Genomic DNA, 17,307 nt, shown 5'->3' with positions numbered 1-17,307 from the left:
TTAATTGAGGGAATGAATACCAAAATAAAGCTTATTAAAAGAATGAGTTATGGATTTACCAATTTTCAACATCTTCGACTTAAGCTGTTTGCTTGCTTTAATTCATAACAAAAATTAACACACGAAAACCAGAAGAGCCGTTTATTTAGAAATGTAACAGAAAAAAATAAGGTTTTGGTCGTAGATACAGCGAGTCAAGGTTAGCTTTATTGTTATTGAGAAGGAATTTGAAATTGCTAACTTAATTCACCTAGTGGTGCAGAAAACTCCTGAAAGACTTGCTGGACAAGGAGTCCGAGTTACATAGGGGGTTAAGAGGAGCAAGTTTGAGATGCTTAAGTTCCCCAAAGTCCTCCCTATGTTAGCTCCTCTCCTTTAACTTCAACTACTTGAGCAACTAAGTCAATGGATTAAGGGATAATCTCGATCGCAGTAGCTTTGCTCTAGGCTACTGGACTTAGTTAGTACAAAATGACTATTGCAGACGTTTTAAGCGTTCTTGGAGAATTTGGGCTTGTTTTTCGGACTCTGCTAAAGCTTGCTTCGTTTTTTGGATTAAAGCTTCTGGAGCTTTTTCAACAAAGCTAGGTTTATTTAGGCGATCGCTCAAACTCTTGATTTCCCCTTCTACTTTAGCTAAATTTTTCGCTAATTTCCCAGCCAATACCGATATATCAACCAATCCGGACAGGGGGATGAGGATTTCTACCGTAGCGACAACACCAGCGATCGCTTGATTGACTTCCTCGGTTAATTTGGCCGTCAAAATTAAGTTTTCGATCTTGGCCAAGTCTTTTAAGTACACTTGTCCGCGTTGCAAAATAGCTAATTCTTGGCTGTTTTCTGTCTGTAAAATTGCCGTGATCGTTGCCCCCGGTTTAATCCCCGCTTCGGCGCGCAAATTACGCAACACCCGAATACTTTCAATTAATAAATCAAAAGTATTTTCTAAGTCTAGATCGATCAGAGAACTATCAGCTATTGGATAGGTTTCTAAAGCCAAAACTTGCTGATTTTCTTGGTTTAAATTATGCCAAATTTCTTCGGTAATATGGGGCATAAAGGGATGTAATAATTTTAATGTCCCTGCCAATATAAAAGCCAAAGTTTGCCGGGCCGTAGCACAGGAAACCGATTCTTTATCCTTCCATAAACGAGTTTTCACTAACTCGATATACCAATCACAGAAATCGCGCCAGATAAATTCGTATAGACCTTTTGCCGCTTCCCCCATGCCATAATTTTCTAGATAATCTCTAGTTTTTTGTACTGTTTGATGATAACGAGATAAAATCCAGCGATCGGCTAATTCTAAATTTTCTAAAACTGGTTCTCCCAATTCTTCTGGGGTTTTTCCCTCCAGATTCATCATGACAAAACGGGAAGCATTCCAAATTTTATTGGCAAAATTTCGGGCCGCTTCTACGGATTCCGATTCATCGGTTTTACGGTTATATTGCAGACTGATATCCTGTCCTGCTCCTGCCACTTCTCGAATTAAGGTATATCGTAAAGCATCGGTTCCATATTTATCAATTAAAATTAGGGGATCGATGCCGTTATTGGCAGATTTAGACATCTTTTTGCCGTTTTCATCCCTAACTAAACCGTGAATATAGACATCTTTAAAAGGCATTTGTCCCGTAAAATAGCCCGCCATCATCGTCATTCTTGCCACCCAGAAAAAGATAATATCAAAACCGGTGACGAGGGTTGTGGTGGGATAATAGGTATCTAGATCAAGGGTTTTTTCTGGCCATCCCATAGTTGAAAATGGCCACAATCCCGAGGAAAACCAAGTATCTAAAACATCGGGGTCTTGTTGAATAATTATATCCTCTCCATACTCTTGTTTGGCCTTAGCTAAAGCGGAGGTTTCATCCCAGGCAACGACGAAGGGAGTATGGTTAGTAATTTCGTTGTTAGTTTCACTGATAATATACCAAGCGGGAATTTGATGACCCCACCACAGTTGTCGAGAAATACACCAATCTTTTAGTTTAACTAACCAATCGCGATAAACTTTTGTCCATCTTTCTGGCACAAAACGGGGCGAGTTTTCCTGATCTAAACAGGCTAAAGCTTTTGTGGCTAAAGGTTCAATTTTAACGAACCATTGGGTAGATAAAAGGGGTTCCACGGGAACTTTACCTCGATCGCTATAGGGGACGCTATGGCGATAGGCTTCAATTTTAACTAAAAAACCGTCTTCATCGAGTTTTTTAACGACATTTTTGCGGGCAACAAAACGATCTTGACCTGCGAATATTCCGGCATTTTCGTTTAAACTGCCGTCTAAATTCATGATATTAATAAAGGCTAAATTATGGCGTTTACCCATCTCAAAATCCTTGGGATCGTGGGCCGGCGTAACTTTGACGCAACCGGTACCGAATTCGGGATCCACCAATTCATCGGCAATAATCGGGATTTCTCGCCCCATTATCGGTAAAGTGACGGTTTTGCCGATTAAATGGCGATAACGGGGGTCTTGCGGGTTGACAGCTACACCAGTATCACCGAGCATGGTTTCGGGCCTTGTGGTGGCGACTTGAAGATAACCGCTACCATCGCTGAGAGGATAGCGAAAATACCAGAGATTTCCCTCAATGTCCTTGTTTTCCACCTCTAAATCGGAAACGGCCGACCGGGATTCCGGACACCAGTTAACTAAGTATTGACCGCGATAGATTAATCCGTCCTCATAGAGTTTGATAAAAGCAGTACGGACAGCGTGGGAAAGTCCCTCATCCATGGTGAAACGTTCCCGCGTCCAATCGACGGATACCCCCAAGCGCCGCAGTTGATTAACAATGGTACTACCGGACTCCTCTTTCCATTGCCAAGCGCGTTCGAGGAATTTTTCCCTTCCTAGTTGATAACGGTCGGTTTTTTCGGCTTTTAATTGGCGATCGAGTATAGCTTGTACTGCAATACTAGCGTGATCCGTCCCTGGCAGCCAGAGGGTATTTTTGCCGGTCATGCGTTTGTAGCGAACGAGTGTATCAATCAAGGAACTCTCGAAAGCGTGACCCATGTGGAGACTACCGGTAACATTGGGAGGAGGGATAACTATACAGTAGGTTTCGCCGCCTTTTTCGGGGTTTGCTGTAAATATTTCTTGATTTTCCCAATATTGCTGCCATTTCGTTTCTGTGATCTTGGGATCGTATTGCTTCGATAGTTCCGAGGTCATGATGGGGGGATTCTACAATTCTTAGTTCTTTGTCAATTGTCCCACATTTGGGAGAGATCAAATTCCTGTTTAGTTGCTGGCTAAAAATTTTCAAGAGTCCTAAGCTAAGACGTATTTAAACCGCTTATTCTTAGATTAGCCGAATCTCCTCCAATCGCTTTACTGTTGCCTCTTGCCTCTTGCCTTTTGCCTCGTCTCAACAAGCAATTTAAATTACGAACAGCTTATCAAAATAGCTGTTATCTTTTGTTCGGCTAAACCTAGATAATTTATGGTAATTCTTTTGCATCTCACCAGTATAATAATTGCTATAATCAATTGGGGGACTCAATCAATAAATTATGACCATAGCCACTGATAAAAGTACCTATAGCTTTGCCGAATATTTAGAACTAGAGGAAACGGCAGCCTATAAAAATGAGTATCAAGACGGGGAAATCGTACCGATGACAGGAGGCACTACCGATCATAATAAAATTGCTCTCAATTTTGCCGCTTATTTAAAATTTGCCCTCAAAGGACAGAAATATAATATTTTTATCGGTGATGTGAAATTATGGATAGCGCAATATCGTCAGGCAACCTATCCCGATGTGATGCTAATTGAGGGTGAACCAATTTATTATGAAACTGGCAAGACAACTGTTACCAATCCCAGATTAATAGTAGAAGTCCTCTCAAAATCAACTCAAAATTATGACCAGGGCGATAAATTTCTCTATTATCGTTCGCTGCCGGAATTGCAAGAATATATTCTCATTAGTCAAAGTCGTCCATATATCATGCAGTATAACAAAACTGAAGAAAATAAATGGCTATTAACGGAATACGAGGGCGAAAATGCCAGTTTATCTTTAACTTCTGTCAATTTCGATCTCAGTTTTCAGGAAATTTACGAAGGAGTTACTTTTAATATAATCAATGATTAAACCGGTTGTTTTAATCAGCTTAAGTTAACCAAAGAATCAATCAATTATGACCATAGCCACAGATAAAAGTACCTATAGCTTTGCCGAATATTTAGAACTAGAGGAAACGGCAGCCTATAAAAATGAGTATCAAGACGGGGAAATCGTACCGATGACAGGAGGCACTACCGATCATAATAAAATTGCAGGTAATTTTTACTTTTATTTACGCCTAAAGTTGCCACAGTCCAACTATAAAATATTTATCGGTGACGTTAAATTATGGATAGCGCAATATCGTCAAGCAACCTATCCCGATGTGATGCTAATTGAGGGAGAACCGATTTATTATGAAACTGGCAAGACAACTATTACCAATCCCAGATTAATAGTAGAAGTCCTCTCAAAATCAACTCAAAATTATGACCAGGGTGATAAATTTCTCTATTATCGTTCGCTGCCGGAATTTCAAGAATATATTCTCATTAGTCAAAGTCGTCCATATATCATGCAGTATAACAAAACTGAAGAAAATAAATGGCTATTAACGGAATACGAGGGCGAAAATGCCAGTTTATCTTTAACTTCTGTAAATTTCGATCTCAGTTTTCAGGAAATTTACGAAGGAGTGATAAGTAGCTGGTTATAATTAAGTAGTCGTGCAAAATTAATTTCCTAGTGAAGATAGGCAAGAGGCAAGAGGCAAGAGGCAAGAGGTGTTTAGATATGTGTAATTAATTTTGCTTAGGTACTTAAATTAAAAATGGATTTTAGGTTCGATCCCCCCTTAGTACTAGGGTTGATTCATAGTAGGGTTGATTCATAGTAGGGTTGATTCATGAATCAACCCTACCTTAATAAGGGTGGTGTCTGATAATTTTTAACGCCTACCTACTTATTTAACGATTTGCCTTGAATTTTCGTTTTTTTGCCGGTATTCTCGCCAAGGAGTCGGGAAATCTATCTCTATAGGCTCAATTTTGCCGCTAAAGCGATCGCTACCGGGAAAATGCGATGTTCTTGCACTTGAATGCGTTCGTGGAGACTAGCCGCGGTATCATCCGGGAGAATGGGAACCACTGCTTGCATTAAAATCGGTCCACTATCTACCTCCGCGCGAGCGATATGCACAGTACATCCGGTCACTTTCACCCCCGCAGCTAAAGCTTGTTCCACGGCGCGCACACCCTTAAAACTGGGTAGTAAACTAGGATGAATATTGATCACGCGATCGGGAAAAGCATCTAGTAAAACCGGGGTGACAATTCGCATCCAGCCAGCCATAATTACCCATTTTACGCCGTATTCTTGGAAAGTTTCGACTATTGCCCGATCGAGTTCTTCTCTGGGTTTAAATTGACGATGATCGAGGAAAACCGCAGGGATATTGTAGTGATCGGCTCTTTCTTTTACCTTGGCATCGGGATTATTGTAGATGAGGACAGGAATCCGGGCATTTAGCTGTTTTTTGGCGATCGCTGCCGCTAAAACAGCAAAATTGGAACCACTACCAGAAGCCATCACTCCTAAAGAGAGGGTTTCCTCTAGGGGAATATCTGCCAAACTGAGATCGGGGGAAATTAAACTGGGGGAAAAACTCATAAATTCAGTTATCAGTTATCAGATTTAAGTTATCAGATTTAAGTTTTAAGTTAATTAGTTAGTTATTTTCATCTTGATCCCCATTTACTGATCACTGTTTACTGTTTACTGTTTACTGTTTACTGATCACTGATTACTGATCCTATCCCCGTTGTTTCAAACCGGTTTCAATAGCGGCAATGACTGTTTCTATGACTTTAACGCGGGCGAAATACTTATCATTTGCCGCTACAATCGTCCAGGGGGCGACGGGGGTGCTAGTGCGGGCTACCATGTGATTAACTGCCACATGGTAGAGGGGCTGTTTTTCCCGATTGCGCCAATCTTCATCGGTGAGTTTATGTTGACGATAGGGGTTATTTTGGCGCTCATTGAAGCGATTTAACTGTTCTTCGGGGCTAATATGTAACCAGAATTTGACTAAAACACAGCCTGAATGGGTTAATTGGGCCTCAAATTCGTTAATTTCTTGATATGCCCGTCGCCAATCCATATCTTTAGCGAATCCTTCCACTCTCTCCACCAAAACCCGTCCATACCAACTGCGATCGAATATACCGATAGTTTTGGCTGCGGGTAATTTGCGCCAGAAGCGCCAGAGATAATGATAGCGGTGTTCTTCCTCCGTCGGGGCAGCAAAGGCAATCACTTGATAACTGCGAGGATCGAGGGTATCGGTTAAGCGTTTGATCGCACCTCCCTTACCGGCGGCATCCCACCCCTCAAACAGGACTAAAACGGGAATATTTGCCTGAAAAATCTCTAATTGCAGTTTTCTTAATTCCACCTGTGCCTGACGCAAACGGATTTTATAGTCTTCTTTTTCCAATTTGGCACTTAAGTCCACTCTCCCTAGATAATCGGGTTCTGTGGGCAGTAATTGGGCTTGGGGTGGTAGATTGACAGGAGGTTCGATCGGTAATTGGCGCTGATCCAAAGCTTGAGCGATCGTACCGACTAATTGGGAGAGAACTTTTACCCGGGCCCAACGTTGACAGTTGCCCTCCACCAATATCCAAGGAGCGGCCCCCGTGCTAGTGTAGGTAATCATTTCCTCGGCTAAACTGGCATACTCATCATAACGTTTGGCCTGCTGCCAATCTTCCGGACGCACGCGCCAAGATTCTAGTTCATTTTCGGCGTATTCTTTGATGCGTGACTTTAATTCCTTTTGACTGAGGTGAATCCAGAATTTAGCGATCGCAACCCGATCATCAAATAATTGTCGCTCAAAGGTGTTGATATCGCGCATGACTAGGGGAATCTGGGAGGAGGGCAATTTATTTAAGAGTCGATCCTCTAGTAGATGGGTGTACCAACTGTGATAAAAAATGCCGATACTGCCCTTTGCTGGCAGTTTTTGCCAAAATCGCCACAAAAACGGGTAACTTTCCTCTTGGGGGGAAGGGGTTAAAATTGGATGGACGGTAAAACCCCGAGGATCCATATAGTTAACCATTTTTTTGACTAAAGTTCCCTTGCCTGCCGCCGCCCAACCTTCCAAAACCACCACCACGGGTAATTTACATTCCCAACAGGACTTCTGTAGCGATCGCAGTTGTTGCATTAAATCTTTAATTTGTGATTGATAAGTTTCCTTGTCAAGGGAAAGAGATAGATCGAGGGGACTTAACATGATGGTCAAATAAAAGCAAAATTAGGGTATAAAGTTATAGACAAGTCAATCTCAAATAGGTCTTTCGCGTGTCTCAAGTTAAACCTACCATTCTCGTCACTGGCGGTGCGGGTTATATTGGTTCCCATGCAGTTCTAGCGCTCAAAAATGCCGGTTATTCCGTCATCGTACTCGATAACTTATCCTACGGTCACGCCGAAATCATTAAGGATATATTAAAAGTTGAGTTAATTGTCGGTGATACTAGGGATCGATCGCTGCTGGATAATTTATTTGCTAGTCGTGATATTGCCGCCGTCATGCACTTTGCCGCTTTTATTGCCGTGGGGGAATCGGTGCAGGAACCGGCTATTTACTATCAAAATAATGTTAGTGGTAGTCTGACTCTTTTGCAAGCGATGATCGCCGCCGATGTGAAGAAATTTGTTTTTTCTTCCACCTGTGCTATTTATGGAATGCCCAAGGAAATTCCGATGACGGAAAATCACCCTCATCATCCCCTCAGTCCCTACGCTGCCAGTAAGGAAATGGTGGAACAAATTCTTAGGGATTTTGATTCGGCCTACGGTTTAAAATCGGTGGCTTTTCGTTATTTTAATGCTTCCGGAGCGGATCCCAGTGGTTTATTAGGGGAAGATCACCAACCGGAAACCCATTTAATTCCCTTGGCTTTATTAACTGCCCTGAAAAAACGGGATTCCCTGTCAATTTTCGGCACTGATTATGATACTCCCGATGGTACTGCTGTGCGTGATTATATCCATGTTAATGATTTAGCACAAGCTCACGTTTTAGGCTTAGAATATCTCTTAAATGGGGGCGAAAGCAATGTGTTTAATTTGGGCAATGGTAACGGTTTTTCTGTGCGTGAAGTGATTGAAACAGCGCGAGCGGTAACTGGTTTAGATATTCCCGTAAGCGAAAGTCCCAGAAGGGCAGGTGATGCCCCGATTTTAATCGGCAGTAGCGATAAAGCCAAACAGGTTCTCGGTTGGCATCCCCAATATGCCGATCTTAAGGTAATAGTTGAAAACGCTTGGAATTGGCATCAAAAAAGACACGCTTAACAGCGATCAAGTACTAAACTTTAGTATTATCAGATTGAACAATTCTATCAGTCGATAACAGTAAAAAACTGCTAGAGGCTGATAGTTTACCGCTATAAGCTTCCCTAGAATCCTCTCGAATACAATGCTATGAATAACAAAATAATCTTAACATTTATAGGCTTGACTTTTTTAGCAAGTTGTGCTGATAGTAAACAGTTTCAATGTCAAAAAATCTATCGCATTGCCAACGAAGTGGCCCAAGAAACCAAATCCCTAACCAACGGTCAAGGGAGAGAAATTGACCAAAAAAGTTGGCTATTAGCCGCCGATAAAATCGAACAGGCCGCAGAAAATATGAAAAAATTAGAAGTGAAGGATACCGAACTAGATAAATATAAGACCGCTTTCGCTCAAGTTTATGAAGATTATGCCACTGCCACTCGTGAAATAATTCAAGTTATCGAAACTCGCAATAAAAACGGGGCAAAATTAGCACAGGAAAAGGTCAGAAAAGCCGGACAATTAGAAAAAGAAACTGGCGAAGCTTTTAACACCTATTGTCAAGCACAGTAAGGCAGTTATCAGTTATCAGTTATCAGTTATCAGTTAGAAGGTGTTGGGTTTTTGGGGTATTAGTGGAAATTTCCCCATTTCCCCATTTCCCCATCACCTCACTCCTATACTTTAGGGTTTAATTGCGTACAAAGTACCCACATTTTTACTGTGAGGCATCCTGGAAAAGATGATAAAACCGAAGTCTTGCAGATGTTTGACTAAAGCACCGGGACCCTTTTTATGCCATTCCATCATGATAATTTTCATCTGTCCCAATTGACCAGTTGCCGCTAAAGAATCGAGGATTTCGTATTCGGAACCTTCACAATCAATCACAGTTTTTGATAAAGCATTGCTTGTCTAGCCTCAATTTTTTAGGATGGATGAAGGTAATTTTATGGACAAGTTTGACAAAGTTTGATAGGCTTGTCAAGAAAATCCCTCGTCTCTGAGCATCAGAAGTCAGGAAACCGATCTCAAACAAGGTTACACAGACCATCAGGAGTTAACAAGCCTTGAATTACTCTGATTTTATATTTTGGTGGATATTAATCCTTTTTAGCGTTCCTTTCTTAACGGCGCGCTACCTGGCGAAGTCCTTCAATCTCTGGCGAGGTGTTTTTGATGGGGTCGGATTAGCGGCACTGTCCCTGATCCTGTTTTACTACGCCAGCCGCACCAGTTTCCTCGTTTTCATCGTCTCCCTAGCCTTTAACTACATTATGGTCTGGCTAGTGCTGAAAATGAGCGGCTGGAAAGCGAATCTCCTAGCCACTATCGTTATCGTCATCGATATTCTCGTCCTCGCCTACTTCAAGTATTTCGGCTTTTTTGTCGAGGAAATCATCGGATTATTCGTTTCTCTCCCCCCTAACTGGAAGGAACTCTCACCGATTCCCGTGCCTAGGCAAATACCGCCGGGGGTATCCTTCTACACCTTCCAGATGGTGGCTTTCGTGGTGGACTCCCTACGGGAAAAGAAAAAGAAACCCCTAGCCGTTCTCGATTATGTCAATTTTATCTCCTTTTTCCCCCAGATTGTCGCAGGTCCGATCGAGCGTCGCCGGGATTTATTACCACAAATGGAGGGATTTCGCCTCAAATTTACGGGAGAAAACTTCGAGAAGGGTTTGCGTTGGCTTTCCCTCGGTTTATTTATGAAATTTGTCCTCGCCGATAACATTGCTCCCTACATCGAATTAGATAAGATGATCGACAATGCTTGGTATATCTGGTTTGAGGCCTTTTTATTCACCCTGAGAATCTATTTTGACTTCGGCGGTTATAGCTTTATTGCTGTTGGTTTGGCCTATTTTGTCGGGGTTAGATTAGAATTAAACTTTTTAGCACCCTACACATCCCAAAGTATTAACGAATTTTGGCGACGTTGGCATATTACCCTTAGCACTTGGTTTCGAGATTATGTGTTTTTACCCCTGATGGGTTCCAATAAAAGTTGGGCCCCTTTTTATCTATTCATTACCTTTACTCTTTCAGGTTTCTGGCACGGTGCGGCTTGGAATTTTATCTTTTGGGGTGCTTACCACGGGGCATTATTATTATTACTGCGTTATCTAGGCCGACCTTTCTATGCTTTCGTCGGAAAATACGTTTCTCAGCCGCAAATTGTCTCCTGGGCTTTAACGCAATTGGCTGTCATTTTTGGTTGTCTCTTTTTCATGGAGATTAACACCAGAAGATTAATCGGCAAAATTCTGGTTATTGCCAATCCTTTCAATTATTCCTTAGCTAATATCGGGGAGATTTTTAGTTCCTATAGTCTCAATCAAGGAGCAGTTTTAAGCGTCGCTTTAGTTCTTGGTATCATTGTTTTAATCCTCGAACATCTGGCTATTGCCCAGAAAAAGTTTGAGTATGAACTATTGTTATCGCCTTGGCTGTCTAAAATATTGCTAGGTTTAACTATTCTCCTAGCTTCCACTAATACTGGTGACTTTATTTACTTTGAATTCTGATGAATACTAAATCTTTTAACATTTTCCCCTGGTTAGCCTCTCTGGGAGTCGCTTGGTCCCTCGGCTTTGTTTATAATGTCATCTACGGCGGCGAATTAAGCTGGTTGCGGATGATGTACGAAGAAAAATCAGCGATCGCTGCTAGGATCGAGGGACCGCGGCGTTTAATCGTCACGGCGGGATCGGGGGCGCATTATACCATAAATTCGGAATTAATGGCCAAAGAATTGGGAATTCCGGTGGTTAACCTCGGTTTACAGGGGGACATCGGGTTAAATGTCATTGCTGCTATGATTCTCGAAAAAGCACGCAAAGGGGATGTCATTCTGCTGATTCCTGAATATCTCATGCTCATGGATGAGGACGGTTTTAATCGCGGCGAAGGACTTTGGGGGTCCGCACCTTTTAGCGTCGCTATTGGCAAACCAGGGTTAGGTGGAATACCTTTAAAAACCATGATCGAGGATACTTGGTTATTAGGTATTCCGGGGATGCGTCCAGTCACTAAATCGATGGTTGATTTATTCACTAAAGGCAGAATGACGGGTTATCTTTCCGATCCAATGACTAATACAGGTGATCCGACTATAGTTAAGGAAAGAACAGGGAAATGGTGGCAAATGACTTTTAATACTCCTGCCTCTGCTCACTCAATTAAAGCTATTGAAAAACTCAAGAAAGATTTAGAAGCAAAAGGGGCGACTCTGGTGGTTTCTTTGCCCTGGGTTTATGCTAAAAATGATGATAAAACCGTTGCTAATATTCGCAAATCTGCCGAAGAATTAAGTCTGGTTGTGCCAACAATTTATGATCCGAAAGACTTGAATATTAAGACCGATTCTACCATTTTTGCTGATACCCATTATCATCTTTTGCCCCCAGCAAGAATTATTCGTTCAGAACAATTAGTTTCGGAACTGAAACCCATCCTAAACACAACTGAGAATAAAAATCCATGAATAAACCTATAACTAAGATTTGCATTCTGGGGGGGGGGTTTGGCGGGTTATACACGGCACTCGATCTGAGTCTATTAACAGCAGTAAAATCGGGTCAATGGCAAATAACTTTAGTCGAACCAAAAGACCATTTTCTCTTTACTCCCCTTCTCTATGAACTAATTACAGGAGAATTGCAACGCTGGGAAATTGCTCCTTCCTACCGTCAATTATTAACAGGAACTCAGGTTAATTTAAAACCTCAAAAAGCTAGTAATATTGACCTAAACAATCATCGAGTATATTTAGAAAATGAGGAAGTTATAGATTACGATTACCTCGTTTTAGCGGTGGGAGTGCGGAATCGTTGGCCGGCTATACCGGGGTTAGCTGATTATGGGCTGACTTTTCGGAGTTTAGAGGATGTGGAAAAATTACAAACAGTAATTCATGACTTAGAAACTAAAGGAAAATCCTCAATTAATTTAGCAATTATTGGCGGCGGTCCCAATGGGGTAGAATTAGCCTGTAAAGTGGCTGATCGTTTAGGAAAAAAAGGCAAAGTTCACCTAGTGGAAAGGAACGAGGAAATACTGCAAAACTTCCCTAAATCGGTGCGTGTTGCTTCCTATCGTTCCCTTTTAGCCAAGAATGTTAGTATCTATTTAAACACGGGATTAAAGGAAGTTACCGCTAATTCCATAACCATATTTAAAGATAATACAAATGAGGTTATCCCCATTGATTTATTATTGTGGACAGCAGGAACTGAGGCACAGGATTGGATCAATAATTTAGATTGTCAGAAAACAGCACAAGGCAAATTATTAACCCGTTCTAGTTTACAATTAATTGACTATCCCGAAGTGTTTGCCCTTGGGGATATCGCCGAAATTTATCCGAGTAAACAGGTAATTCCTGCCACAGCACAAGCAGCCTATCAAGCAGCCAGTGTAGTAGCCAAAAATATCTCGGCAGTGATCAGAAAAAAATCGTCCCAACCCTATTATTATCTGCATTTAGGTGATATGTTAACCCTGGGTAAACAATCAGCCCTTGTCTCCAGTTTTGGCCTTAATATTACTGGTAGATTAGCTGATATAATGCGTCGATTTGTCTATATTCTGCGTTTACCCAGCCAACGCCATCAGTTAAAAGTGTTTCAACATTGGGCAAAAAAAATTCTTCTCCGACTCCGTTATTCACAGGTGTTATCTAAGCAACCGATTGAATCAAAAAATACTCGTTAATTGTAGTTAAAATTCATGAAAACCTTTCTCAAAAGTATGGCAGCACCTTGGCAAACAATCCAAGTAACAGAGTTACAAATTGATAATTATCTGCTGGAAAACTTGCATAAAAACCCAAAATATGATAGCCCTAAAAAACTAAACCGCTACGAATTGTCTGTATTGCTGTACCACCGCATTTCACTTCTCAAGATTGTTCAGTTTGTGGGACGAGAGTTCAAAAAACATTAAGCACTAGAACTCATCAATGCCCTAATTGTCAAACAGTCTTAGATAGGGATCATAATGCAGCAATAAATATTCTTAAAAAAGGGTTACAATATTTGGGAAATCATCTCAATGCCTCGACTTCGCTCGGCATTGACACTGAGCGAAGTCGAAGTGTCAACGGTACTGTTAGGCAAACAGAAACCGACCCAAACGCCTTGGGAGAGTCCGGCCTCTGGGTTCTTAATGGAGACATTGAGAATCTAAGCCGTCTCGTTGAACAAGGAATTTCTAACAGCAATGTAGAAAGAATCCCCCGTCAAGCTACGCTGTGACGGTGGGAGTATGTCAAAATCGATACAAAATATCAACGACTAGGATTAAATGGCTACTCATATTGTTACTGGTGTCGCGGGTTTTATCGGTTCTAACTTGGCACAAAAGCTTTTAGAACAAGGAGATCAGGTGATCGGTATCGATCAATTTAATGATTATTACGACCCCAGTTTAAAGCGCCAAAATGTCCATATTCTAGCAAACTATCCCGAATTTAAGTTAATTGAAGCGGATATACAAGCCCTTGACTGGAGACAACTGTTGCAAGGAGTAGAAGTATTATTCCATCAGGCAGCCCAAGCAGGAGTCAGAGCAAGCTGGGGTGATGGATTTCGTCAATATACCGAAAGGAATATAAATGCTACTCAAATTATTCTTGAGGCCGCTAAGGAAACCCCTTCTTTACAACGGATGGTTTTTGCTTCCACCTCCTCGGTGTATGGCAACGCGGAAACGATGCCGACTCCAGAAACCCTTTGTCCCCAACCAGTTTCACCCTACGGCATCACCAAATTAGCGGCAGAAAGACTCTGTTGGCTATATCACCAGAATTTTAACGTTCCCGTCACTGCCTTGCGTTATTTCACCGTTTATGGACCGAGGCAACGTCCCGATATGGCTTTCCATAAGTTTTTTCAAGCAGCGATCGCGGGTAAACCGATCGGTATTTATGGAGATGGAAAACAAACCCGCGATTTTACCTTCATTAGCGATGCTGTGGCCGCTAATTTAGCCGCTGCCGTCGTGCCGGAAGCGGTGGGGGAGGTGTTTAATATTGGTGGTGGCAGTCGCGTGGTTTTACTGGATGTCTTGGATACCATGGAAAAAGTCATCGGTAAACCCATTGAGCGATTGCATCAAGGATTGGCCCGGGGAGATGCCCGTCACACCGCCGCCGATGTCACCAAAGCGCGTACTATTCTAGGTTATAATCCCCAAGTCTCTTTAGCCGAAGGATTAGCCCAAGAATGGCAGTGGATTCAGGGATTATATTGTTAAGTTAATTAGGGTTGGCTGAACATCAGTGGAAGCCTTGCTAAAAAATGGTTTCAGGGTTCCGCTTCCCAGTGCGCGAGGTCACTGTCTTATTCTGACTTGCCCGACCAACGACCGACTCCTAACCCCACCAACCAACTTTTTCAGCCAACCCTAGTTAACCTTTTGGCAATTATCTGGATGACCAAAAATAAAAGAGTGCTGATTTTAGGGGGAACGGGGGAAGCGGCGGCATTAGCGGCTAAAATTGCGGCAATTCCGGGTATAGATGCCATCGCTTCCTTGGCCGGTCGCACGAGAGAACCGATTACCCTCACAACTCCCTCTCGCCGGGGGGGGTTTGGTGGTGCCACCGGGTTAGCCAATTATCTACGCCAAGAAGGCATTGATTGTTTAATTGATGCCACCCATCCCTTTGCCGCACAAATTTCCTTTAATGCCGCTCAAGCCGCCTCGGATTGTGGTATTCCTCGATTAATGTTAAGTCGTCCAGCTTGGGAAAAAGTATCTGGAGATAATTGGATTGAAGTAGAAAACAATCAAGCGGCAGCGAATATTTTATCGGGGTTAGCACCGCGAATATTTCTCACTATTGGTCGGCAAGAACTGGCAAGTTATGCACATCTAAAAAATATCTGGTTTTTGATGCGGATGATTGACCCTCCAGAAGCAGATGCCATCGTACCGATTGGAAAATTATTGTTGGAACGGGGGCCTTTTTCCTTACAGTCAGAGCGCTCTCTTTTGAGAGAATATAACATTGGGACGATCGTGAGTAAAAATAGCGGCGGTGATGCCACCTACGCCAAAATTATCGCCGCTAGAGAGTTGGGAATAACCGTGGTCATGGTACAACGTCCACCCGTACCTGAAGGAGAAAAAGTGGCAGATGTTGAAAGTGTCCTGGCATGGTTAGAAAAAATATGACTCTCTTGATTTTTCTGGGAAAATCATCAGTAAGGTTTGCTGAATAAATGTGAAATATAGACGAGGTAAGGGGTTTGTGGGCCTGTTTGGCGAAGCAGCTGCCAGATTTTCAAGTCCTGTCAGGGCGAAGCATTCGGGCAATAACCTATCGCTGAAACCGTAGATTTTCTATCCGAATGCTTCGCCCCTACTTTTTGCTGCAAACCCTAAGTAGTGGTGCAAAATTAATTTCCCAGTCGAGACGGTCGATGGGAAACAGCTATCAGTTATCAGATGTTATTTTTCAGTTCACTGATTACTGTTTACTGATCACTGATCACTGAAAAACTTCCCACCTACTCTAGGAAAATTACACTTTCACCACGTTGCTAAAAGAGATTTTCAGGTAATCATCTTCCATTTTTGCCCCGGAAGGTTTCAGGGCTGCCAAAGCTTGGGGTAAGACTAAATTACGACGGTGATTACCGATGCGAATATTTAACTCGTCTCCAGTTTTATTTAGCTGTATTTGTTCCTTGGGTATGCCGGGTAAATATAATTCCAGACTGTAGTTATTTTCCTGTTGAACTATCCGAATGGTGTTTTCTTGGTAATAAACTTTAGTCGGATCTTCCCCAGCAAAAAGAGTTTCTTTCAGTCTTTCCAAAGCGGGTAAACCACACATTTCTTCGGAGTATAGAGGAACTTCCTTAACCGGTAAGGGATGAAAATTATCGTAAATTTCCTGTTTATAACCCTGTTGATTTTCTTTCCAACGAGCAAAGAAAGGATCGGTTACTTTGTCGGGAATAATCCGATTAGCAATAATCAAATCGGTGGAAACATTATAGAGACTTAGGTAGGCATGGGCGCGTAAAGACTCCTTAATCACCATTTTTTCGGGGTTTGTCACCAAACGTACCGAGGTTTGAGTATTATCGGTCAAAACCTTTTCTAAAGCCTCAATCTGCTCATAAAACTCGTAGGGAGCATCCATAACCTCCTTGTCCGGTAGGGAAAAACCGGCGATCGGTCGAAAAAAAGGTTCCACCAGTGGTCGCAATGCCACCGACATTCCCTGTAAAGGTTTGTAAAATCTTCTCATGTACCAACCGCCCACCTCTGGCAAACTCAACAATCGTAAAGCTGTCCCCGTGGGTGCGGAATCGATAATCAACACATCATAAGTACCCTCATCGTAATGGCGTTTCATACGAACTAAGCCGAAAATCTCATCCATTCCGGGTAAAATCGCTAATTCTTCCGCTTGCACTCCATCTAAACCCCTAGCTTGCAATACCTGAGTAATGTAACGTTTTACTGCGCCCCAGTTGCCTTCTAATTCCATTAGTGCATCTAACTCTGCCCCCCAAAGATGGGGACGTACCAAACGAGGATCGTGACCTAATTCGAGATCGAAACTGTCAGCGAGAGAGTGAGCGGGATCGGTGCTGAGAACTAGGGTTTTATAGCCAAGTTCGGCGCAGCGGAGTCCTGTAGCGGCGGCGACGGAGGTTTTACCCACGCCTCCTTTACCGGTCATGAGAATTACACGCATGGGGGCTGATTCTAAGAAAATTTACATTACTTATTATTATTATGACGGGAAAGTGGTTCTTCCGAACTTACACTGTAGAAAATTACCCAAGCTCCCTCTCTGTCCAGCAATGCTCTAAAGTTGATAAATATCAATCTAACAAAAACTCAAAGCCTTAGTATACAAGCTTTACAAGCATGAGTTGTTGATAGTTT

The 17,307-nt window shown here is 42.3% G+C and carries 16 protein-coding genes and 1 pseudogene; 12 read left to right on the top strand and 5 right to left on the bottom strand.

The window, feature by feature from the left end; all coding sequences use genetic code 11:
* Positions 1-108: transposase (locus tag IM485_RS15530; RefSeq protein ID WP_271928149.1), on the top strand; the 108-nt coding region annotated here is incomplete at its 5' end.
* A gap of 367 nt (positions 109-475) precedes the next feature.
* Here IM485_RS15530 and IM485_RS15525 read toward each other — a convergent pair.
* Entirely contained in the window at positions 476-3,196 is a 2,721-nt protein-coding gene (locus tag IM485_RS15525; protein ID WP_287744201.1) for a valine--tRNA ligase, read from the bottom strand.
* A gap of 341 nt (positions 3,197-3,537) precedes the next feature.
* Here IM485_RS15525 and IM485_RS15520 point away from each other — a divergent pair, with 341 nt between their 5' ends.
* Both IM485_RS15520 and IM485_RS15515 read left to right on the top strand, forming a co-directional pair.
* Positions 3,538-4,125, top strand: coding sequence for a Uma2 family endonuclease (locus IM485_RS15520; protein WP_104396782.1), 588 nt, complete (start codon positions 3,538-3,540; stop codon positions 4,123-4,125).
* A 46-nt stretch (positions 4,126-4,171) separates the two neighbouring features.
* Complete coding sequence (locus IM485_RS15515; protein ID WP_104396783.1) at positions 4,172-4,753, top strand: Uma2 family endonuclease; 582 nt, start codon at positions 4,172-4,174, stop codon at positions 4,751-4,753.
* 317 nt (positions 4,754-5,070) lie between these two features.
* Here IM485_RS15515 and purN read toward each other — a convergent pair whose 3' ends face one another.
* On the bottom strand, positions 5,071-5,706 hold the full coding sequence (gene purN, locus IM485_RS15510) for a phosphoribosylglycinamide formyltransferase (RefSeq protein WP_287744198.1): 636 nt from the start codon (positions 5,704-5,706) through the stop codon (positions 5,071-5,073).
* A 142-nt stretch (positions 5,707-5,848) separates the two neighbouring features.
* A complete protein-coding gene (gene pap, locus IM485_RS15505; protein ID WP_104396785.1) occupies positions 5,849-7,342 on the bottom strand; it encodes a polyphosphate:AMP phosphotransferase in 1,494 nt (497 codons plus the stop codon).
* Between the two features lie 68 nt (positions 7,343-7,410).
* On the opposite strand from pap, the gene galE reads away from it, so the two are divergent.
* Both galE and IM485_RS15495 read left to right on the top strand, forming a co-directional pair.
* On the top strand, positions 7,411-8,409 hold the full coding sequence (gene galE / locus IM485_RS15500) for a UDP-glucose 4-epimerase GalE (RefSeq protein ID WP_287744196.1): 999 nt from the start codon (positions 7,411-7,413) through the stop codon (positions 8,407-8,409).
* Between the two features lie 129 nt (positions 8,410-8,538).
* Complete coding sequence (locus IM485_RS15495; protein WP_287169893.1) at positions 8,539-8,964, top strand: hypothetical protein; 426 nt, start codon at positions 8,539-8,541, stop codon at positions 8,962-8,964.
* A gap of 111 nt (positions 8,965-9,075) precedes the next feature.
* Here IM485_RS15495 and IM485_RS15490 read toward each other — a convergent pair whose 3' ends face one another.
* The gene (locus IM485_RS15490) at positions 9,076-9,282 is read right to left on the bottom strand and encodes a class I SAM-dependent methyltransferase (protein WP_238142008.1); all 207 of its coding nucleotides are present in this window, start codon (positions 9,280-9,282) and stop codon (positions 9,076-9,078) included.
* A gap of 179 nt (positions 9,283-9,461) precedes the next feature.
* Here IM485_RS15490 and IM485_RS15485 point away from each other — a divergent pair, with 179 nt between their 5' ends.
* From IM485_RS15485 to IM485_RS15455, 7 genes and pseudogenes are all read left to right on the top strand, one after another.
* Positions 9,462-10,922 (top strand): MBOAT family O-acyltransferase, encoded by a 1,461-nt coding sequence (locus IM485_RS15485; RefSeq protein WP_104396788.1) that lies wholly within the window; start codon positions 9,462-9,464, stop codon positions 10,920-10,922.
* Positions 10,922-11,881 carry a hypothetical protein gene (locus IM485_RS15480; protein ID WP_104396789.1) on the top strand — a complete coding sequence of 320 codons (960 nt, stop codon included), beginning with the start codon at positions 10,922-10,924 and terminating at the stop codon, positions 11,879-11,881. The genes IM485_RS15485 and IM485_RS15480 overlap by 1 nt, the downstream gene beginning before the upstream one ends.
* A complete protein-coding gene (locus tag IM485_RS15475) occupies positions 11,878-13,110 on the top strand; it encodes an NAD(P)/FAD-dependent oxidoreductase (RefSeq protein WP_104396790.1) in 1,233 nt (410 codons plus the stop codon). Before IM485_RS15480 ends, IM485_RS15475 begins: the two co-directional genes overlap by 4 nt.
* 15 nt (positions 13,111-13,125) lie before the next feature.
* Entirely contained in the window at positions 13,126-13,341 is a 216-nt protein-coding gene (locus tag IM485_RS15470) for a hypothetical protein (RefSeq protein WP_104396791.1), read from the top strand.
* Positions 13,251-13,652 (top strand): annotated as a pseudogene (locus tag IM485_RS15465) (zinc ribbon domain-containing protein); the annotation flags it as partial. The gene IM485_RS15470 and the pseudogene IM485_RS15465, both read left to right, overlap by 91 nt.
* Positions 13,653-13,701: 49 nt before the next feature.
* Positions 13,702-14,652, top strand: a complete 951-nt coding sequence (locus tag IM485_RS15460; RefSeq protein WP_104396793.1) for an NAD-dependent epimerase/dehydratase family protein — start codon at positions 13,702-13,704, stop codon at positions 14,650-14,652.
* A 177-nt stretch (positions 14,653-14,829) separates the two neighbouring features.
* Positions 14,830-15,576, top strand: a complete 747-nt coding sequence (locus IM485_RS15455; protein WP_104396794.1) for a cobalt-precorrin-6A reductase — start codon at positions 14,830-14,832, stop codon at positions 15,574-15,576.
* A 349-nt stretch (positions 15,577-15,925) separates the two neighbouring features.
* Here IM485_RS15455 and IM485_RS15450 read toward each other — a convergent pair whose 3' ends face one another.
* Complete coding sequence (locus IM485_RS15450; protein WP_104396795.1) at positions 15,926-17,113, bottom strand: TRC40/GET3/ArsA family transport-energizing ATPase; 1,188 nt, start codon at positions 17,111-17,113, stop codon at positions 15,926-15,928.
* Positions 17,114-17,307: the final 194 nt, after the last annotated feature.

The organism is Microcystis sp. M169S2, from assembly GCF_020245865.1.
GTDB lineage: Bacteria > Cyanobacteriota > Cyanobacteriia > Cyanobacteriales > Microcystaceae > Microcystis > Microcystis ichthyoblabe_A.
The sequence above is the reverse complement of the archived record's forward strand: the minus strand, read 5'-3'. Positions and strand labels throughout refer to the sequence as shown.